Source organism: Novosphingobium sp., assembly GCF_965228995.1.
In the GTDB taxonomy this organism is placed as follows: domain Bacteria; phylum Pseudomonadota; class Alphaproteobacteria; order Sphingomonadales; family Sphingomonadaceae; genus Novosphingobium.
Map to the genome: position 1 here is coordinate 2,308,015 of NZ_OZ245852.1, position 18,798 is coordinate 2,326,812.

Here is an 18,798-nt window from a genome sequence, read left to right on the forward strand (position 1 = left end):
GCCGGGCAGGCCGCGCGAACGGGAGATCTGGCGAGTGAACAAGGCGGTCAGTCTGGGTCAGGCCCTGCGCCGTGCGGTGCACATGCGCGGCGACGGCGTGGCTGTCATCGATGGCGCCAAGTCGTTCAGCTGGAATGCTTTTGCGGACCGGGTTGCCCGCCTTGCCGGGGCGTTTGCTGCGCGCGGCCTCAGGCAGGGCGGACGGGTTGTTCTGCTGTCGCTCAACAGCCACCGCTCGCTAGAATGCTTCTTCGCGGCGATCCATGCGGGCGGCGCGATAACGCCGCTCAACCACCGTCTGGCGCTGGGCGAACTGTGCGATCAGGTGGCGGACTGCAAGCCCGACGTGATCGTGCTCGGCGATGATTTCTGCGACTGGCGCGAGGAGCTGCTGGCTTCTGCGGGCGGTTCGACCGTGCTGATCCACTCGGGAGACGGGAAGCCGGGTGAGGGCATGCTCTCGCTTGAAGGCCTGATCGCCAGTGCACAGCCGCTGCCCGATCAGGGCCGGGGCGATGATGACCTCGCCGTCCTCATGTATACCAGCGGCACGACGAGCGCGGCCAAGGGCGTGATGCTCAGCCATGCCAACTTCGTCGCCAACACCGCGAACACCTATGGCGAACTGGGCTTCGGGCCGGATATCGTCCACCTCCATCACGGCCCGTTGTTCCATGTGGCGGCGGCCGCGCGCCTGTTCTCGGTCACGCATGCCGCCGGTACCCATGTGCTCCTCCCGCGCTTTGCGGCAGCTGAAGTCATCGCCGAAATCGAGCGCACCGGTGTTACCCATGCCACGTTCGTGCCCACGATGCTGCGCGCGATGCTGGATGATCCGGCGCTGCCGGGCGCGGACCTTTCCTCGCTCCGCGTGCTGTCCTACGGCTCAGCCCCGATGCCCGAGGCGCTGCTGAAGGAGATCATGGCGGCGCTGCCCAAGGTCGGCCTCCTGCAGTCCTATGGCATGACCGAGCTTTCGCCCGTGGTGACCATCCTCAACTGCCGCGATCACTTGCCAGAAAACCACGGCAGCGGCCTGCTGCGCTCGGCGGGCCGCCCGGTGCTCTTCTCCGAAGTCGCGGTCGTCGATCCCGATGATTGCCCGCTTCCCTCGGGCAAGGCGGGCGAAATCGTCGCGCGCGGGCCAAACGTGATGCTGGGCTACTGGAACCGCCCGGACCTCACCGCCGAAGCGCTGCGCGGCGGCTGGATGCACACCGGGGATATCGGTTTCTTCGACGAGCGCGGCTATCTCTATGTGGTCGACCGCCTCAAGGACATGATCATCTCGGGCGGCGAGAACGTCTATTCGCTCGAAGTGGAGAACGTGCTGGCGGCGCACCCGGCGGTGTCGCAATGCGCGGTTTTCGGCCGCCCGCATGATCACTGGGGCGAAGCCGTCCACGCCGTCGCCACGCTCAAGGCGGGGATGACCGCCACCGAAACCGAACTGATCGCGCACTGCCGCGCCCACCTCGCGCACTACAAGTGCCCGCGCACGCTCGACATCAGGACCGAGCCGATGCCGCTCAGCGGTGCGAACAAGATCTGGAAGGCCAGGCTCAGGGAAGAACTGCTGAGCCGGAGCTAGGCCACAAAAGTGCGAGTTGCCGCGAACCGCCCGCTGCGCCAGCCTTGGCGCCAAACAAGGGGAGGATGCGCGCATCATGGTCGATCCATACGTCTACGTCGTGATCGTCAGCGCGCTGGCGCTGCTGGCCTACTACTTCACCTTGCTGATGGCGGGGCTGGCACGCGGGCGGTTCAAGATCGCGGTGCCTTCGCACAGCGGGCCCGAGGAATACGAACGCTATGTGCGCGCGCATCAGAACACGCTGGAGCACCTCGTGCTGTTCCTCCCCGGCATGTGGCTGTTCGCCTATGTGGTGAGCCCGTACTGGGCCGCCGGGATCGGCGCGATCTGGCCGTTCATGCGGGTGCTTTATGCGCGCGGCTATCATCAGGCGGCCGAGAAGCGACTGATCCCGCTCTATATCTCGATGCCGCCAATCTACACATTCGTGCTCGGATCGCTGATCGGCGGGATCGTTCACGTGGCAAGAGGAGCCTAAGGCCATGCAGGCCGACTATGATCTGGTGATCCGCGGCGGCACGATCGCCGATGGCAGCGGCGGCGATCTCATCGAGGGCGACATTGCCATCGCGGGCGGACGCATTGCCGCCATCGGCGCGTTCAGCGGGCGCGGGAGTGAGGAAATCGACGCGAAGGGGCGGATCGTCACCCCCGGCTTCATCGACGTGCACACCCATTACGATGGCCAGTGTATCTGGGCCGAAGAACTCTCGCCATCTTCCGCGCACGGGGTGACGGCGGCGGTAATGGGCAACTGCGGGGTCGGCTTCGCGCCCTGCCGCAAGGCCGATCACGCAATGCTGATCAACGTGATGGAGGGCGTGGAGGACATCCCCGGCGTGGTGATGACCGAGGGGCTTGCGTGGGATTGGGAGACTTTCCCCGAATACCTCGACAAAGTCGCCGCCGGAAAGCGCGACATCGATGTTGCCGCCTACCTCCCGCACTCGCCCTTGCGGGTCTATGCGATGGGGACGCGCGGCGCAGCGCGCGAACCCGCGACCGAGGATGACCTTGCCCTCATGCGCCGCCTGACGGCCGAGGCGATGCGCGCCGGGGCGATCGGCTTTGCCACCTCGCGCCTCTCGATCCACAAGACCGCCGATGGCGGCGCGATCCCCACCTTCGATGCCGATATCGCCGAGCTGGAAGCCATTACGCGCGGCATGGGCGACGTTGGCGCGGGGACGTTCCAGGTCGTGCTCGATGCCTTCGTCGGGTGGGACAAGGAATACCGCGTGATCGAGCGGGTGATCGCCGCGAGCGGCCGCCCCGCCACCTTCACGCTCGCCTCGGGCAACGATGCGCCGCCGCGCTGGCGGCGCGTGCTGGAAAAGCTGGAAGCGACCAATGCGGCGGGCGGCGTGGCCCACGCGCAGGTCATGCCGCGCCCGATCGGGCTGATCGCGGGGCTGGAGCTGACGGTGCATCCCTTCGTGCTTTGTCCGAGCTGGAGCAAGATCGCGCACCTTTCGATCCCCGACCAAGTCACGGCGATGCGCGATCCTTCTCTGCGCGAGGCGCTGCTGAGCGAGGACTTTGCCCCCGGCCACCCGTTCAACGCGCTCGCGCGCAACTGGCGCTGGCTGTTCCCGCTCGACAATCCGCCGGACTACGCGCCGCCCGCGCATAGGAGCATGGCAGGGCAAGCTGCCGCACGGGGCTGCACGCCGCAGGAGATCGCCTACGACCGGCTTCTGGAAACAAACGGGCGCGGCCTGTTCCTCGCCGCGCTCGGCAACTATGAGAACGCCACGCTGGACAGCGCCCACGAGATGCTGCGTCATCCTTATTGCGTCCCCGGCCTCGGCGATGGCGGTGCGCATTACGGGGCCATCTGCGATGCGAGCTATTCGACGTATCTGCTTACCCAGTTCGTGAAGGGCGCGGGGCCGCTCAAGCTGGAGTTGGCCGAGGCGGTGCATATGCTGACCCGCAAGGCAGCGCGGGCGGTGGGGCTTGATGATCGCGGCTTGCTCAAGGTGGGCGCGCGTGCCGATCTGAACGTGATCGACCTCGACGGCCTCTCGCTGCATTTGCCCGAAGTGGTGCGCGATCTGCCGGCGGGCGGGCGGCGGCTGCATCAGCGCGCGAGCGGCTACGAGGCGACCGTCGTTGCGGGCGAGGTGATCCGGCGCTTCGATCAATCGACCGGCGCGCGGCCGGGCAAGCTCATCCGCGGGGCGGGGTACCAGTCCGCCGCCTAGAAAATCGAAGTCCCCATGCCGCCATCCACCACCAGCGACTGGCCGGTGAGGAAGCTGGCCTGCGCGCTGCACAGCATTGCCACCAGTGCGCCAAGGTCCTCGGCATCGCCGAAGCGCCCGGCGGGAATGCGCACCGCTTTCACGAAGGACGCGACTTCCTCGTCATAAGTGCGTCCGTTCGCCGCCGCGCGCGGGTTCATCATGTCCTCGATCCCCGGCGTGTGGTGCATGCCCGGCAGCACCGAGTTTACCGTCACGTTGTAGCGCGCCAGCTCCTTTGAGATCGCATGGCAATAGTTGGCCAGCGCCGCGCGGGGCGGGCCTGAAAGCACGCGCATGGCCGCCGGGTACTTGGCCGCGCCGGTGCTGATGTTGACGATCCGGCCCCAGCGCCGCTCGACCATCGGCCCGGAAACCGCCTTGATGTAGTCAATCGGGCTCAGCAGCGCGGTGGCGACCGACTTCTCGAATTCCTCGCGCGAGACATCGCGGAAATCGCCGGTGAAGGGCGGGGGCGCGCATGTCGCGACGAGAATGTCGGGATCGGGGCAGGCGGCAAGGATCGCCGCGCGGCCCTCATCGCTGGCATGATCGGCCGCGATTGCATGCACTTTCGCGCCGGTTTCGGCGGCAAGGGCGGCGCAAGTCGCTTCGAGCCGCTCTTTGCCGCGCGCGGAAATGAACACTTCGGCGCCTTCGCGCGCCAGCGCCAGCGCTGCCCCGCGCCCCATCCCGGCGCTGCCGCCATTGACCAGCGCCTTGCGGCCGGCAATTCCCAGATCCATCGTCAAATCCTCATCCGCTCGCCGCCAGCCATCCCGCCTCGTGGACCGTCCGTAAACTGACGAATATGCGGGCGGACAGGCCCGCGCTGGCGGTGCATGACCTTGGCCGTACGGGAGAGGAAAGGAACGCGTCGATGAGCGAAATGCCTGAGTTCGAGGATATCCGCTACGACAGGCCTGCGGCCCGCGTCGCCCGGATCACATTGGCCCGGCCCGAGAAGCACAACGCGCAAAGCATGCGCATGCTCTACGAAATCAACGACGCACTCGATATCGCAATGGACGATGACGAGGTGAACGTCGTGATCTTCGCGGCGGACGGCAAGAATTTCTCCTCGGGCCACGACCTCAGCGACCGCGTTCGCATCGGCGATCTGCGCCCGCCGATCCTGGGCTTCGGCGGCTATCGCAGCCCGGGTCCGCAGGGGCACATGTCGCGGGAGCAGGAAGTCTACCTCGGCTTCTGCTGGCGCTGGCGCAATCTGCCCAAGCCGATCATCGTTCAGGTGCAGGGCAAGGCGATTGCCGGCGGGCTCATGCTGATCTGGCCGTTCGACCTGATCATCGCCGCCGACGATACCGAGTTCTCCGATCCGGTGGTCGCCTTCGGTATGAACGGCCACGAATTCTTCGTCCACGCCTTCGAGCTTGGCCACCGCAAGGCCAAGCAGATGCTGTTTACCGGCGAGCCGATCGGCGCGGTTGAGGCCAAGGCGCTCGGCATGGTCAACGAAGTCGTCCCGCGCGCGGAGCTGGAGGGTTTCACGCTCGCGATGGCCGAGAAGATCGCCTCGCGTCCGGCCATCGGGCTCAAGACCGCCAAGATGAGCGTCAACCAGTCGATGGACGCGCAAGGGATGTGGAACGCGGTCCAGTCCGCGTTCAACCTCCACCAGTTCGGCCATGCCAACAACTTCGCGCTGTACGGCCAGCTGGTCGATCCGGAGGGGCTGGAGATCATCAGGCGCGAGGCGCGCGCGAGCCGCAAGGATTAGAGTTCGAACACCAGTCTTCCACCGGCCGCCAGCTTGCCATGCGGGATGCGGGTGGGCGGCAGGGTCTGGCCATCGAGGCGCAAGGCCTTCAGCCTCTCGCCCGTTCCTCTACGCTCGATCTGGAGCGGGCGGTGGCCGGGGACGGTGATGGTCGCATGGCTGACCAGCGGCACCGCGGCTACATATGCACCACTCGCAGGATCGACCGGATAGAACCCAAGGCTTGCGAAGACGTACCAAGCGCTCATCTGCCCGGCGTCCTCGTTGCCCATGATCCCGGCAGGCGCGTCGCGGTAGAAGTCCTTTGCGATCCGCGCGATGAGGCGGTGGCCGGTCTCCGGGCTGTCGGTGAAGGCATAGAGCCAGGCAATGTGGTGGCTCGGCTCGTTGCCGTGCGCATATTGCCCGATCATGGCTTCCTGGCCGAGATATTCCGCGCCCTTGGTCGCGGGCAGGCCGAAGAAGAACCGGTCCAGCATGGCCTTGAGGCCCGGCTTGCCGCCCCACGCCTCGATCAGCCCCTGCGTGTCGTGCAGCGCCGGGGTCCAGGTATATTGCCAGGCATTGGCCTCGGTGTAATCGCCGGGATTGTTGAGCGGAGATGTCGGCGTCAGCGGATCGAAAGGGGTGCGCCAGCAGCCTTTGCTGTCGCGCCCGCGGGCAAGGTGCGTTTCGGGATCAATCAGTTGCCGCCAGCCTGCGGCGCGCGCAGCAAATCGCCGGGCCTGGGACTGCTCGCCCAGCATGGCCGCCATCCGCGCGGTTGCGGTATCGCCGATCCCGGCTTCGAGCGAGCGCGAGACCGTTTCACCGCTGACAAGATCGAACGGATAGTAGCCAAACCGGTCATAGATCGACCAGACTGAGAGGGAGTCGTCGCCCGGATAGATCGGCTTTGCATCCTTCGTCGAGGTCGCGACCATCGCCGCCAGCGCGCGCTGGCCATCGAACCCGCGAAAGCCCTTGGCCCAGGCATCGGCAATCACCGGCAGCGCGGGCTCGCCGATCATCGTGCCGGTCTCGCCGCCCCAGATCGGCCATTTCGGCAGCCGTCCCGCCGCATCGCAGTGATCGAGCAACGTGTTCACGAAATCATCGACGCGCTCGGGCACCAGCAGCGTGTATAGCGGATTGGCCGCGCGGAAGCTGTCCCACAGCGATAGCGTCGAATAGCGCAGGCCTTTGGCCACTTGCCGCACGGTGCCGTCCGGCCCGCGCCAGCGCCCGTCAACGTCGCTGATGACCGAAGGGTGGAGGAACGCGTGATAGAGCGCGGCCGCGAAAATGCGCTGTTGCCGTGCCGGTGCGTAGATGCGGAGCCGGTCCAGCAAGGTGCTCCATTCGCTGCGGCTCTCTGCGGCGACCGCATCGAAATCCCACCCACCGCGCTCATCGCGGTTGCGCCGTGCGCCGACACGGTCGGTGGTCGAAAGCCCGATGCGCAGTTGCAGGGCGCGATCTTCACTGAGATCGAAGCCCAGCAGATAGCGCGGTGCGGCGTCCCCGGCGCGCGGCGGCAGAGTCAGGGCCTCGGCGATGGGCCGGTTAAACTGGGCCGACCACGCGACATGCCGCGTGGTCCAGTTCTGCCGCACCGCCTCGCCTTCGAAGCCGTCCGCACTGAAGCTGTTGGCGACCGACTGCACTGGCTGACGGTCGGCGCGGAAGGTCAGGCCGTGCTGCAGATCAAGCAGCACCCACACCCGCCCGCCGCGCGCAAAGCGATAGCGGTGGAACGCGCTGCGCAGGGTCGAGGTGATTTCCACCCGCACGCCGTTGTCCGCCAGCGTGACCGCGTAATAGCCCGGCCGCGCCACTTCGCTCACCTTGGCATAGGCGCTCGAAAGGTCCTCGCGGCGCTCGAGGCTGGGCTGCAGCAAGACATCGCCCAGCTCCGGAATGCCCGTCCCGCTCGCCCGGTTCTGCGAGAAGCCGAGGATGCGCGGCGCGCGGAACTGGTAGCCCGAGGTGAAATCCCAGCCTGCAGATGCATTGTCCGGCCCGGACTGGACCATGCCGAACGGGCGGCTTGGGCCCGGAAACGTATGGCCGGTGCCATCGGTGCCGATGAAGGGATCGACAAGCCCCGCGCGGTCCTCGGCCGCCCATGACACCGATCCAGCGAAAGGCAGCGCAGAAGCAGATGCGGTCAGCGCAAGCATACGGCGGCGGTCAATCATGGCGCGGTGGTCCAGACGGTCGCGGAGTAGGGCGGGGCGACGAGGGATGTGCCGCCGCCCGAATGCGCCGCCCCGTAGCGCCGCACTGCGCTGCGGGGCAGGGGCATGTTGGCGCGCTCGGTCTCGCCGCTGAAGTTGAACAACACCAACGCTTTGCTCGCCCCGGCATGCCGCTCGATCAACACGAGGTTGCCCTGCTGCGCTACCACCCGCGTCGCGCCCCTTGCCAGCGCAGGCCAGCGCGCCCGCAACACTGCCAGCGTGCCATAGGTGCTCAGCAGCGAGCCCGGCTTGCCATCCTGCTCGGCCACGGAGGCGCCGTCGCCCGGCACGTTGCTGTCGGGCGTGTGATAGGCCTCGGGAAAGGCGCGGTACCAGGCGGCATTCCCGGCTGCCATCGGATCAGGCACCCAGCGGAACGCCTGCCGCAGCGGAATATCGCGCGCGTCGGCGTTGGCGGGCTGGTCGCCTTTGGCGGCGTAGTCATCGGTCTGCGTGCCCGACATGCCGATCTCCTGCCCGTAATAGAGGCTCGGGACCCACCCTGTCAGCATGGTGATCGCCGCGCCCAGCCGCAGGATCTCTGCCCGCCGCGCGGCGCCATGCGCAAAGCGCGGCGTATCATGGTTCTCGGTGAAGACGAGCTGGCTGCGCCCGGGCGGTATGACCACGTTCGATCGGGTAATGGCCGCAGCAAAGCCCGTCGCATCAAGCTTGCCCGCCGCGCTCCAGATCGGAAAGGCGAACACCAGATCGACTCGGCCCTTGCTGAAGAAGTCCGCGCCGTCGCCCCAGTCCGCCTGCTCGGCAATGAAGCGCAGCTTCGGATTGACCGCATGCAGCCGCGTGATGATCGGTGCCCAGAAGCCTGCAAGCAGGTCCTTCAGCACGCCCGCATTGTCGAGATCGTCCATCATGTGGTCGATCCGGAATCCATCGACGCCGTCCGACAGATCGCCATCGTGATCGGGATCGGCCCAATCGGCGAGATAGTGCGCAAACCAGGCCTGGACCTTGGGCTCCGCGAGATTGACGGTGAAGACCTGTCGCTGCTGCCCGGGCCAGACAGTGAAGGCGTTGGTGCCCAGCAGGGTCGGCACCGGCACACGGTTCTGCGCGTCGCGGTAGAGCAGGAAGCGGCTGTAGGGGCTTTCAGGCTGCCCGGCCGAAGATGTCCGCCACAGATGCCGGTCGGACACGTACTGGATTTCCTCGTCGAGGATGATCTTCATCCCTCGCCCATGCACAGCGCGCACCAGCGCGGCGAAATCCTGCTTCGTGCCGAACTCGGGATCGATGCCTGCGAAATCATCGGCGAAGTAGTTATGGTAGAACTGTGAGGGGTAGAGCGGGGTGAGCATGATCGTCGTAACCCCCAGCCGCTGCAGATAGCCAAGCCGCTGGCGGATGCCGGCAAGATCGCCTTGCCGGTCACCGTTGCTATCGGCAAAGCTGCGCACGAAGATGTGGTAGACCATCTCCGGCGGCAGTGACGCGGGCCGAAGCTCCCGCGCTTCTGCGGGAGCCGCGCAGGCCAGCAGCGCGGCGAGGATGATCTTCCACCTCATCGCAGGCCTGCACCGCCAAGCGGCGACAGATCGGTCTGCTGCAGGGTGTTGATGGGGTCCGCCACGGTTCTCTCCGCATCGATATGGATCGTTGTCATCACCGAATGTGGCCGGTCGCCGAAGTTCGGACTGCGGCCATGACTTTACCCATCGCGCGGACGGATATCATCGGGGACGATTGCGAGAATTCCTGCGATTATCTATCAAGTCCTTGTCGTGTTCACTGCGCGCCGCCTTCTGAGCCGGCCCATTGGCGCTCCGCAAGATGCTGCTGGCTGGCCGGGGATCGAAGGAGTAGGATTGCGCTGCGGTCGGGAGGATATCGAGCCTTGCTGCAAAAGGGGCGCAAGCGTGGCGGGGGCGAGCCAGTGACAGGAGCGATGACGAAGCAGCGCGTGCTGCATGCCCTGCTTCCGGCCGGGCATGACGCGCAGCCGGTCCGCTGGCAGCAGCAAAAGAGCGCGCGCACGCGGCTGCGCATTGTGGAAGCGGCGATCGATTGCCTCGTCGAAGGCGGCTATTCCGGCCTCTCCACGCAGGCAGTGGCAGAGCGCACCCGCGTCTCACGCGGCGCGATGCACCACCATTTCCCCACGCGAATGGATCTGGTCGGCGCGGTTGTCGAACATGTATTCTTCGAACGGATGCGCCTGTTTCTGGAAGATTATCTCGCCAAGATGGAGCATGCTACCGAGGCCGAGCGGCTCGAGATCGCGACAGCATCGCACTGGCGCAGTGTGCAGACGCGGGAATATGCGGCCTATCTCGAACTTGCGGTCGCAGCGCGGACCGATGCCGAGCTCGATCAGTTCTTCGGTCCGGTTGCCCGCCGCTACGACGAAGTGTGGATCGCCGAGATGATCGAGGCATTCCCGCACTGGCGTGATCAGTGGGAGCAGATGAAGCTCGCCAGCGACTTCGTGAACGTGCTGCATATGGGCCTGCTGCTGCAACAGCCGGTATTTGGCGAAGCGCGAACGCGGCGGGCGCAGCGCTTGTCAAACGAAGTGCTGCGCCAGGTCTACGCCGGCACGCTGGTGTTCTGAGGCACCGCTCAGCCCGGCATCTCGGAACAGTGGCGTTCCACGCGGTAAACGCGCATGCGCGGCCGATCGAACAGGCGCTCTTCGTCCTCGGTGATCTCGCGCCGCGTCTCGGGATCGGCCATCGCGGCAAAGCACGCCGTCATGGTTTCCTCGTCGGCAAATTCGATTTCCATCGCCACATCGAAATCGTGGTCCACATCGGTGCCGTCCATGGGATGGAGGTGCTTGCGCTCGTAACGGATCGCCCAGGGACCGAGCACTTTCTCACCGATCAGGCGGTGATGGGTTTCGTAATAGGCGATGAAATCGGCCTTGCTCATGTCTGGCCGGCGCTTGAGCAGGGTCAGGATGGTGATTGTCATGCCGGTTTCCCTCATTGTGGCGGTACCGGCGGCAAGTCTATCCGATGCAGCGCGCGGCGGCGGCTGACGAATAGGCTAGGCGCGAAGGAGAGGGATCGTCTCGACCGGGAGCGCGTCGCTGGCCAGCGCCAGCGGCGCCGGACGGTGCGAGGCAATCACCAGCCCCGCACCGCGCGTGTCCAACCAGCCCCGCAGCGCTTCGACCAGCGCGGCCTCGGTCGCGGCGTCCAGTCCTTCGCTCGGCTCGTCGAGCAGCAGCCAGGGTCTCTCTGCAAGCAGCGCCCGGGCGATCGAGAGCCGCTTGCGCTCTCCACCTGAAAGCACGCCGCCGTCTTCGCCCAGCACCGTATCGAGCCCTTGCGGCATGCGCGCGATCCGAGGCCAGAGCTGCGCCGTGCGCAGCGCCTGCTCCATCGCGGCTGCGTCAAGCCCCGGGCGGGCAATGCGCAAGTTGTCGGCAACGGTCCCGGCGATCAGCATCGGCTCCTGCGGTGCCAGCGCGATCTGCGCGCGGATTGGGGCGCTCGGCAGGTCGCCGAGGGGCGTGCCGCCCAGCGCAAGGGCGTGGAATGGCGAGCGCAGGCCTGCCAGCGCCTCGATCACTTGCGTCTTGCCAGATCCCGAAGGCCCGGTCAGCGCGATGCGGCTCCCGGGCGCGTAGGGCGATGTACCGAGGGCAAGCGGCTGCGGCGCAAGGACCGGCGAGGCGGCTTCGCCGGTCGGGGCAGGCAGAGTGAGCAGGACGCGCAACCTTGCGGTACCTTCGGCCACCGCTGCCTCACGCGCGCTCGAGCGGGCAATCGCGGCAACGGCCTCGATACTGGCGGTCGCAGCCAGCACGGCCAGCGCGGTCAGCGGCGGCGCGGCGGTGCTTGCCAGCAGAGTCGTCGCGGCGGCCAGCGCGCTGCCCAGGACAAGTGCACCGCTGCTGGCCGCCTCGATGAGGGTCAGCCGGCGCTGTGCCTTGTCGAGCAAGTCCGCCTCGGTGGTCAGCAGCGCGGTGATGTGGTCCGCAAGGCTGTAGGTGATGATTTCGCTGCGCGCTGCGGCGTAGTCCACCAGCATGCGGCGCAGACGGGCCACGGCAGCGGCTGCTTCGGCCGCGGGCGCAGCGCTCAGGCGGGGCGGCAGCAGCGCCAGCGCCGCAAGCAGAAGGACGAGCACGGCGGTCAGTAGCAGCGCTGCCTGCCACCCTGCCAGCATGACCGCTGCAAGCCCGACCAGCGCCGTGCCGATGGACGCCGGAATGCCGGGGCGCCGCACGACGAGGTCTTCCAGTGCGGCGATATCGCCGATCAGCCGCGCGCTGGCGTCTCCGCCCGACAGGTCTGGCGCGCTGCGGCCATCAGCATGGGCGAGCCGGGTGAACAGCGTGCCGCGCAGCCCGGCCAGCGCATGGAGCGCCGCCTCATGCGACCACAGCCGTTCGCCGTAGCGCGCCGTGGTGCGCACCACCGCGAGCGCGCGGATTGCCGCGCTTGGCAGCAAGTAATTGAAGGCCGCCGCGCCCGCCGCGCCGCTTGCACCGGCGAGCGCGGCACCGGTCAGGAACCAGCCCGAAACCCCCAGCAAGGCGAGCCCGGCCACTCCGGCGGCCAGCGCGGCGAGGAACGCAATCGTGATCCGGCCCCCCACGCGCGGCGGCAGGGGAAGAGGGAAGCGTGCGGCGATCATAGCGCGATGATCCGGTCGGCGGCGGCAACCAGCCGCTCGTCGTGCGTTGCCACGATCACTGCGCGCCGGGTCGCTTCGGCCACGAGCAGCGCGACGATCTGTTCGGCGCTCGCCGCGTCGAGGTCGGCGGTCGGTTCATCCGCCAGCAGCAGGGCGCGGTCCGCGATCAGCGCACGGGCGAGGCCCACCCGCCGCCGCTCGCCGCCCGAGAGCCAGCCGGCGTTGTGGTCGATCATTGTCGCGAGGCCGTCCGCCCGCCGCTCGAGCAGCGTGCCCAGACCCACTGCGTGTACCGCCGCGGCCACAGCCGCTGTTTCTGCACCGGGTCGCCCAAGTCGCAGGTTGTCCTCGAGCGTTGACGGCAGCAGCAGTGGCACCTGTCCGGCCCATGCGATGGCATGCGCAGGCAAGGTTGCGAGCGAACCTTCGCTCGGCGCGACCTGCCCGGCGATTGCGGCGAGCAGGCTGGTCTTGCCGCTTCCGGTTGGCCCCGTCACGCAGACGAGGCCGGTTCGGCCAAGTTCGAAGCTGATCGGACCAATGCGATGACCCGGCCATGCGACGACGACATCGTGCAGTGCGACATGTTCGGAGGCGCTGGGATGGGCCACGGGTTCCGGCACTTCTGCGAGTGCTGCCTCCGCAGCTTCGCCAAGCTGCTTCTCGTGGTAGGCAGCAGCAAGGCGGCGCATCGGCAGGTAGAATTCCGGCGCCATCACCAGCACGAAGAACGCCGCGCGGTAGTCGAGATGCTCGGGCGCGGGGAAGGGCAGCAGGCCAAGCAGGCTGAAGCCGCAATAGACCGCAACCAGCGCGACACTCAGCGCGGCGAAGAATTCGAGCACGGCGCTCGAAAGGAACGCGGCCCTCAGCACTGCAATGGTCCGCTCGGCGACGTCCTCGGCGGCGCTGCCGGCCTGCCGGGCAATGCGATCTTCTGCGCCGAAATGGCGGATGATCGGCAGGCGGCGGATCCGGTCGACATAGAGCGCCGAAAGCGCGGTGATCGCCGCCATCTGCCGGTCTGCAGCCTGCCGGGCAGCCCCCCCGGCGAGGATCATGCCGATCACGAACGGGACCAGAGTGGCAAACAGGATCAGCGCGGCCACTCTGCTCTGGAAGGCGACCACGACCACGACGAGGATGGGGGCCAGCGTTGCGGACTGGCGCACCGGATCGAACCGCGCGGCGCGCACCTGTTCGGCGGCGATGTGGTCGATCCCCAGTGTCGCCGTCGCGCCGAGCGCGGGGGCGCCGGGGCCGGCAATGCCCAGCAGACGTGGAAAAAGTGCGGCGCGGCGCGCTTGCGCCAGCGCGCGTCCCTGGTCAAAGCCCAGCACTTGCGCGCCATACTGGCTGGCTAGCCTGAGCAAACCGCCGATAACGACCATCACCGCGCCGGTTACCAGAGCAGTCGCTGTGCCCCCCGCAAGCCTTGTTTCCAGCGCCGTGGCGACGCCCCAGGCAAACACTGCAGCGCCAACTATATCGGAAGTCCAGGCAAGCCCTGCTGCTTTGGGTATCCTCATGATTTGGAATCGTTTAATTTGCCGCCGACGGCCGCGTCAGACTCGGACACGCTGCCGCGATCAGGCCGAGAAAGGGCACATGCGATGGATATGGCAGTGGTGGAGCTTTCCCGGCTGCAGTTCGCATTGACCGCGCTGTACCATTTCCTGTTCGTGCCGCTCACGCTCGGCTTGTCGTTCATTCTGGTCATCATGGAAAGCGTCTATGTGATGACCGACCGCCCGATCTGGCGGGATATCACCCGTTTCTGGGGCAAGCTCTTCGGGATCAACTTCGTGCTTGGCGTGGCGACGGGCCTCACCATGGAGTTCGAGTTCGGCACCAACTGGTCCTACTACTCGCATTATGTCGGCGACATATTCGGCGCGCCGCTTGCGATCGAGGGGCTGATGGCTTTCTTCCTCGAAGCGACCTTCGTGGGGCTCATGTTCTTCGGCTGGGACAAACTTAGCGCGCGGCAGCACCTTTTTACCACGTTCATGGTCGCGCTCGGATCCAATCTTTCGGCGCTGTGGATCCTGATCGCCAATGGCTGGATGCAGCATCCCACCGGCGCCGCGTTCAACCCGATCACAATGCGCATGGAAGTGACGAACTTCTACGATGTCGTGTTCAATCCCGTCGCGCAGGCCAAGTTCGTCCACACGGTAAGCGCCGGGTATGTTGCTGCCAGCGTGTTCGTGCTGGGTATCTCGGCATGGTATCTGCTCAAGGGACGGCATCTGGAACTGGCCAAGCGCAGCTTTGCGGTGGCCGCCGCCTTCGGGCTTGCCTCGGCGCTCTCGGTCGTCGTCCTGGGGGACGAGAGCGGCTATACCCTGACCGACAACCAGAAGATGAAGCTCGCCGCAGTGGAGGCCGAATGGCACACCGAGCCGGCACCGGCGGGGATCGCGGTGTTCGGTCTGCCGTCCAACGCCGGGCGCGAAACGCTGTTCGAGGTGAAGATTCCCTACGTGCTCGGCATCATCGGCACGCGGAGCCTGACGGGGCAGGTCGAGGGGATCTACCCGCTGGTCGCCCATGCCCGCACGCGTATCGAACATGGGCTGGTTGCCTATGACGCGGTGGAACGGCTCAAGGCAAATCCGAAGGACCTTGCCGCCCGCGCACAGTTCGAAAGCGCGAAGGACGATCTGGGCTATGCCTTGCTGCTGAAGCGCTTTGTTGCCGATCCACGCAAGGCAGACAGCGCCGCGCTCGACAAGGCCGCCTGGTCCACTGTGCCCAATGTGCCCGTCCTGTTCTGGCTGTTCCGCGGGATGGCGGGGCTCGGCTTCCTGTTCATCGGTTTCTTCGGGACCGCGCTGCTCCTTGCCAACACGCGCCGGTTCGATGCAAAGTGGTTTCTGCGCGCGGCGGTCATGATCATTCCGCTGCCGTGGGTCGCCATCGAACTGGGCTGGATGGTTGCCGAGATCGGGCGCCAACCCTGGGCGGTCGACGGGGTGCTGCCGACATTCCTTGGCGCCTCCAGTCTGACCATCTGGCAGATCTGGACCACCATCGCCGGGTTCACTTTGCTCTACTCCGCGCTGGCGGTGATCGAACTGCGGCTCATGGTCGCGGCGATCCGCAAAGGGCCGGAGGGCTACACGCCGTGGCAGCCGCGCCGCGATCCGGTGCCGCCGCCATCCGCGCCGAGCCCGTCCCGCAGCGTCCCGGCCGAATGAAGGAGAGCCGCGATGGCACTGCCGCTTGATTACGAGACGCTGCGGCTGATCTGGTGGGCGCTGATCGGCGTGCTGCTGATCGGCTTTGCGCTGACCGACGGGTTCGATCTTGGCGCGATGGCGCTGCTGCCTTTTGTCGCCCGGAATGACCTTGAACGGCGCATGGTGATCAACACCGTGAGCGCGACTTGGGAAGGCAACCAGGTGTGGTTCATCCTCGGCGGCGGGGCCATATTCGCGGCCTGGCCTTATGTCTATGCGGTAAGCTTCTCGGGCTTCTACCTTGCCATGTTCCTCGTGCTTGGTGCGCTGATCCTGCGTCCGGTGGGCTTCAAGTACCGCTCCAAGCGGCCTGATCCGGCATGGCGCGCGCGGTGGGACTGGGCGCTGTTCACCGGCGGACTGGTCCCGGCGCTGGTCTTTGGCGTGGCGGTGGGCAACGTGCTGCTTGGCGCGCCGTTCCGCCTCGATGGCGATCTGCGTAGTTTTTACGAGGGCTCGCTGCTTGGCCTGTTCACTCCGTTTGCCCTGCTGACCGGGCTGCTTTCGGTGGCGATGCTCACGATGCACGGCGCAGGCTGGCTGGCAATGAAGCTGGAACCGGGCCCGGTCCAGTTTCGCGCGCGGCGCTTTGGCGCGATTGCGGCGGCGGCGGCGCTGGTGCTGTTTGCCGCGGGCGGCGCCTTTGTCGTCCTGGGAGGACTTGGGTTCCGCATGGCGGAACTGGTGGATACGGCTGGCCCTTCGAACCCCCATCTTGCCCGCGCTGTGGCGGCGCCGGGTGCGTGGCTTGATAACTTTGCGGAGCACCACTGGATGATGGCCGCGCCGGTCCTCGGCCTGTTCGGCCCGGTAGTTGCGCTCGCCGGGCTGCGTATGCGCCGTGATGCGCTGGCCTTTGGCGGTTCTTCGCTCGCGGTCGTGGGCATCATCGCCACCGTCGGGCTTTCGATGTTCCCGTTCATCCTGCCCAGCTCCATCGACCCGGCGTCCAGCCTCACGGTGTGGAACGCTTCGTCGAGCCACCTTACGCTGTTCATCATGCTGATGGTGGTGATGATCTTCCTGCCGATCGTGCTCGCCTACACCACCTGGGCATACCGGGTGATGTTCGGCCGCGTGGGCGCCGAGGAAGTCCGCCTGAACCCCGACATGTACTGAGAGGAACAAGCATCATGTGGTATTTTGCGTGGATCCTCGGTCTTGGTCTTGCCGTGAGCGTCGCGATCCTCAATGGCATCTGGCACGAGTTTCATTCTGACCCGGCCGGCGATCGGACCGTGCAGGACTGAATCGCGCGCAAGTCGGGGGTAGGGGAGGATGAAGCGGCGCATCGCCGTCATTTCGGCTGCGGCGAGCGGCATTGGCCTTGCCATTGCCGAAGCGCTCTGCGCCGATGGCTGGCAGGTCTATGCCGGCGACCGGGACGAAGCGGCAATCGCGGCCCTTGGGCGTCAGCAGGAGGGCATAGCCGCCACTGTCTGCGACGTGAGCGATCCGGCATCGGTGGAGCGATTTTACGCGTGGATCGCAGACGATCTGCTTACGCGGGGGACTGCAGGGATCGATCTGCTCGTCAACAATGCGGGGATTGCAGGGCCAACTGCCCGGCTGGAAGACCAGCCGATCGACGCGTGGAACGCCGCGATTGGCATCAACCTCAATGGCATGTTCCTGATGACCCGCAGCGCCATCCCGCTGCTGCGCCGCCGCGCGCCGGGCTCTGCGATCATCACGATGAGCTCGACCGCAGGTCTTTTCGGCTGCCCGCTGCGGGGGCCTTATGTTGCCAGCAAATGGGCACTGATCGGGCTGACCAAGACGCTGGCGATGGAGCTTGGGCCGGAAGGCATTCGCGTCAATGCGATCTGCCCGGGAAGTGTCGAGGGGCCGCGGATCGACCGGGTGATCGCCGCCGATGCCGCGGAGCGAGGCCTGACGATCGAAGAGGTCGAGCGCGAATACAAGCGGCAGACCTCGCTGCGCACGTTCGCGACGCGTGAGGACGTGACCGCGATGGTGCAGTATCTGATGTCGCCCGCCGGGGCGCGGATTTCCGGGCAGGCGATTGCCATCGACGGGCATACGGAAAGCCTGGCACTGGATATGGAGGCCTGATGCGCGCTGTCTGGTACGAAGAAACCGGCCCTGCCGACGCGGTGCTGCAGCTTGGCGAAGTGGCTGATCCGCAGCCGGGTCCGGGGGAAGTGCGGGTCCGCCTGCGCGCTTCGGGCGTCAATCCCTCCGATGTGAAATCGCGCGCCGGGGTGCGCGGCCCCATCGCGTTCCCGCGCGTCATTCCCCATTCGGACGGCGCCGGGGAGATCGACCAGGTGGGCGAAGGCGTACCAGCCGCGCGGATCGGGTCGCGGGTATGGGTGTGGAACGCTGCGTGGCGGCGGCCGTTTGGCACATGCGCCGAATTCGTGTGCCTGCCCGAAGCGCAGGCAGTGCCGCTGCCGCAGGGGACCAGCTTTGAGGCCGGAGCCTGCCTCGGCATTCCGGCGTCGACGGCCTGCCATGCTGTATTCGCCGATGGTGATGTGACCGGGCAGACGGTACTCGTGACCGGCGGTGCGGGCGCAGTGGGGCACTATGCCATCCAGCTTGCTCGCTGGGGCGGCGCGCGGGTCATCGCGACGGTGAGCGGACCTGAGAAGGCAGCCGCCGCCGAGGCGGCAGGCGCGCATGCGGTGGTGAATTACCGTGAGGGCGATGTCGCGGCGGCGATCCTTGCGGCCAATCAGGGCAGGCCTGTCGACCGCGTGGTCGAAGTCGAGTTCGGCGGCAATCTGGCGGTCACGAGCGCCGTCCTCGGCGAAGGCGGCGTGATCGCGGCCTATGGCTCCATGGCGGAGGCCGAACCCAAGCTCCCGTTCTATCCGCTGATGTTCCGGCACGCGAGCTTGCGCATGCTGCTGGTCTACCTGCTTTCAGCACGGGAACGCGCGGCGACGGTCGCGAGGCTGACCGCTGCGCTGGAGGCGGGCGCGCTCCGGCATGCCATTGCCGCGACGTTCGATCTGGCCGAAAGCGCGAGGGCGCACGAGACGGTGGAGTCCGGCAAGCTTATCGGCAATGCTGTCATCACGATCCCCTGAACCGGCATATGACTTTCGCAATTGACGGATGGGCAGCCTATCGCCCATCCCATGCAGATTCGCGCGGCGTGAACCGACGCATG

16 protein-coding genes are annotated in these 18,798 nt (G+C 66.7%); 10 read left to right on the top strand and 6 right to left on the bottom strand.

Annotated elements, in window-relative coordinates:
• The first annotated feature begins 34 nt into the window (after positions 1-34).
• From ACO056_RS10730 to ACO056_RS10740, 3 genes are all read left to right on the top strand, one after another.
• Entirely contained in the window at positions 35-1,591 is a 1,557-nt protein-coding gene (locus tag ACO056_RS10730) for an acyl-CoA synthetase (RefSeq protein WP_421846527.1), read from the top strand.
• A gap of 76 nt (positions 1,592-1,667) precedes the next feature.
• Entirely contained in the window at positions 1,668-2,072 is a 405-nt protein-coding gene (locus tag ACO056_RS10735) for an MAPEG family protein (protein WP_421846529.1), read from the top strand.
• A 4-nt stretch (positions 2,073-2,076) separates the two neighbouring features.
• Entirely contained in the window at positions 2,077-3,801 is a 1,725-nt protein-coding gene (locus ACO056_RS10740; RefSeq protein ID WP_421846531.1) for an N-acyl-D-amino-acid deacylase family protein, read from the top strand.
• Here the strand turns inward: ACO056_RS10740 and ACO056_RS10745 are convergent.
• A complete protein-coding gene (locus tag ACO056_RS10745) occupies positions 3,798-4,586 on the bottom strand; it encodes an SDR family oxidoreductase (RefSeq protein ID WP_421846533.1) in 789 nt (262 codons plus the stop codon). The genes ACO056_RS10740 and ACO056_RS10745 overlap by 4 nt on opposite strands.
• Positions 4,587-4,720: 134 nt before the next feature.
• Between ACO056_RS10745 and ACO056_RS10750 the strand changes: the two genes are divergently transcribed.
• Entirely contained in the window at positions 4,721-5,581 is an 861-nt protein-coding gene (locus ACO056_RS10750; RefSeq protein WP_421846535.1) for an enoyl-CoA hydratase, read from the top strand.
• Here the strand turns inward: ACO056_RS10750 and ACO056_RS10755 are convergent.
• Positions 5,578-7,761 (bottom strand): GH92 family glycosyl hydrolase, encoded by a 2,184-nt coding sequence (locus tag ACO056_RS10755; protein WP_421846537.1) that lies wholly within the window; start codon positions 7,759-7,761, stop codon positions 5,578-5,580. The two genes, ACO056_RS10750 and ACO056_RS10755, sit on opposite strands and share 4 nt — an antisense overlap.
• The gene (locus tag ACO056_RS10760; protein WP_421846539.1) at positions 7,758-9,329 is read right to left on the bottom strand and encodes an alpha-amylase family glycosyl hydrolase; all 1,572 of its coding nucleotides are present in this window, start codon (positions 9,327-9,329) and stop codon (positions 7,758-7,760) included. Before ACO056_RS10760 ends, ACO056_RS10755 begins: the two co-directional genes overlap by 4 nt.
• A gap of 380 nt (positions 9,330-9,709) precedes the next feature.
• Between ACO056_RS10760 and ACO056_RS10765 the strand changes: the two genes are divergently transcribed.
• Positions 9,710-10,375 (top strand): TetR/AcrR family transcriptional regulator, encoded by a 666-nt coding sequence (locus tag ACO056_RS10765; protein ID WP_421846541.1) that lies wholly within the window; start codon positions 9,710-9,712, stop codon positions 10,373-10,375.
• An 8-nt stretch (positions 10,376-10,383) separates the two neighbouring features.
• Here ACO056_RS10765 and ACO056_RS10770 read toward each other — a convergent pair whose 3' ends face one another.
• The 3 genes from ACO056_RS10770 to ACO056_RS10780 all read right to left on the bottom strand — a co-directional run bounded on the left by ACO056_RS10770 (position 10,384) and on the right by ACO056_RS10780 (position 13,940).
• Positions 10,384-10,737, bottom strand: coding sequence for an EthD domain-containing protein (locus ACO056_RS10770; protein WP_421846543.1), 354 nt, complete (start codon positions 10,735-10,737; stop codon positions 10,384-10,386).
• 75 nt (positions 10,738-10,812) lie between these two features.
• A complete protein-coding gene (locus tag ACO056_RS10775) occupies positions 10,813-12,411 on the bottom strand; it encodes an ATP-binding cassette domain-containing protein (RefSeq protein WP_421846545.1) in 1,599 nt (532 codons plus the stop codon).
• Complete coding sequence (locus ACO056_RS10780) at positions 12,408-13,940, bottom strand: ATP-binding cassette domain-containing protein (protein WP_421846547.1); 1,533 nt, start codon at positions 13,938-13,940, stop codon at positions 12,408-12,410. Before ACO056_RS10780 ends, ACO056_RS10775 begins: the two co-directional genes overlap by 4 nt.
• Positions 13,941-14,024: 84 nt before the next feature.
• Here ACO056_RS10780 and ACO056_RS10785 point away from each other — a divergent pair, with 84 nt between their 5' ends.
• The 5 genes from ACO056_RS10785 to ACO056_RS10805 are packed head-to-tail and all read left to right on the top strand — an operon-like array spanning position 14,025 to position 18,715.
• Positions 14,025-15,614 carry a cytochrome ubiquinol oxidase subunit I gene (locus tag ACO056_RS10785; protein WP_421846549.1) on the top strand — a complete coding sequence of 530 codons (1,590 nt, stop codon included), beginning with the start codon at positions 14,025-14,027 and terminating at the stop codon, positions 15,612-15,614.
• 12 nt (positions 15,615-15,626) lie between these two features.
• On the top strand, positions 15,627-16,775 hold the full coding sequence (cydB, locus tag ACO056_RS10790) for a cytochrome d ubiquinol oxidase subunit II (protein WP_421846551.1): 1,149 nt from the start codon (positions 15,627-15,629) through the stop codon (positions 16,773-16,775).
• Between the two features lie 14 nt (positions 16,776-16,789).
• Entirely contained in the window at positions 16,790-16,906 is a 117-nt protein-coding gene (cydX, locus tag ACO056_RS10795) for a cytochrome bd-I oxidase subunit CydX (protein ID WP_298170350.1), read from the top strand.
• A gap of 28 nt (positions 16,907-16,934) precedes the next feature.
• Positions 16,935-17,732: an SDR family oxidoreductase gene (locus tag ACO056_RS10800; RefSeq protein ID WP_421846553.1), complete on the top strand. Its 798-nt coding sequence runs from the start codon at positions 16,935-16,937 to the stop codon at positions 17,730-17,732.
• Complete coding sequence (locus ACO056_RS10805) at positions 17,732-18,715, top strand: NADPH:quinone reductase (protein WP_421846555.1); 984 nt, start codon at positions 17,732-17,734, stop codon at positions 18,713-18,715. The genes ACO056_RS10800 and ACO056_RS10805 overlap by 1 nt, the downstream gene beginning before the upstream one ends.
• Positions 18,716-18,798 lie beyond the last annotated feature (83 nt).

Coding starts and splice junctions, on each gene's coding strand:
- ACO056_RS10740 (WP_421846531.1), top strand. CDS start 2,077: ATGCAGGCCGACTATGATCTGGTGATCCGCGGCGGCACGATCGCCGAT.
- ACO056_RS10760 (WP_421846539.1), bottom strand. CDS start 9,329: ATGAGGTGGAAGATCATCCTCGCCGCGCTGCTGGCCTGCGCGGCTCCC.
- ACO056_RS10735 (WP_421846529.1), top strand. CDS start 1,668: ATGGTCGATCCATACGTCTACGTCGTGATCGTCAGCGCGCTGGCGCTG.
- ACO056_RS10785 (WP_421846549.1), top strand. CDS start 14,025: ATGGATATGGCAGTGGTGGAGCTTTCCCGGCTGCAGTTCGCATTGACC.
- ACO056_RS10745 (WP_421846533.1), bottom strand. CDS start 4,586: ATGGATCTGGGAATTGCCGGCCGCAAGGCGCTGGTCAATGGCGGCAGC.
- cydX (WP_298170350.1), top strand. CDS start 16,790: ATGTGGTATTTTGCGTGGATCCTCGGTCTTGGTCTTGCCGTGAGCGTC.
- ACO056_RS10780 (WP_421846547.1), bottom strand. CDS start 13,940: ATGAGGATACCCAAAGCAGCAGGGCTTGCCTGGACTTCCGATATAGTT.
- ACO056_RS10750 (WP_421846535.1), top strand. CDS start 4,721: ATGAGCGAAATGCCTGAGTTCGAGGATATCCGCTACGACAGGCCTGCG.
- ACO056_RS10800 (WP_421846553.1), top strand. CDS start 16,935: ATGAAGCGGCGCATCGCCGTCATTTCGGCTGCGGCGAGCGGCATTGGC.
- ACO056_RS10770 (WP_421846543.1), bottom strand. CDS start 10,737: ATGACAATCACCATCCTGACCCTGCTCAAGCGCCGGCCAGACATGAGC.
- ACO056_RS10805 (WP_421846555.1), top strand. CDS start 17,732: ATGCGCGCTGTCTGGTACGAAGAAACCGGCCCTGCCGACGCGGTGCTG.
- ACO056_RS10765 (WP_421846541.1), top strand. CDS start 9,710: ATGACGAAGCAGCGCGTGCTGCATGCCCTGCTTCCGGCCGGGCATGAC.
- cydB (WP_421846551.1), top strand. CDS start 15,627: ATGGCACTGCCGCTTGATTACGAGACGCTGCGGCTGATCTGGTGGGCG.
- ACO056_RS10755 (WP_421846537.1), bottom strand. CDS start 7,761: ATGATTGACCGCCGCCGTATGCTTGCGCTGACCGCATCTGCTTCTGCG.
- ACO056_RS10775 (WP_421846545.1), bottom strand. CDS start 12,411: ATGATCGCCGCACGCTTCCCTCTTCCCCTGCCGCCGCGCGTGGGGGGC.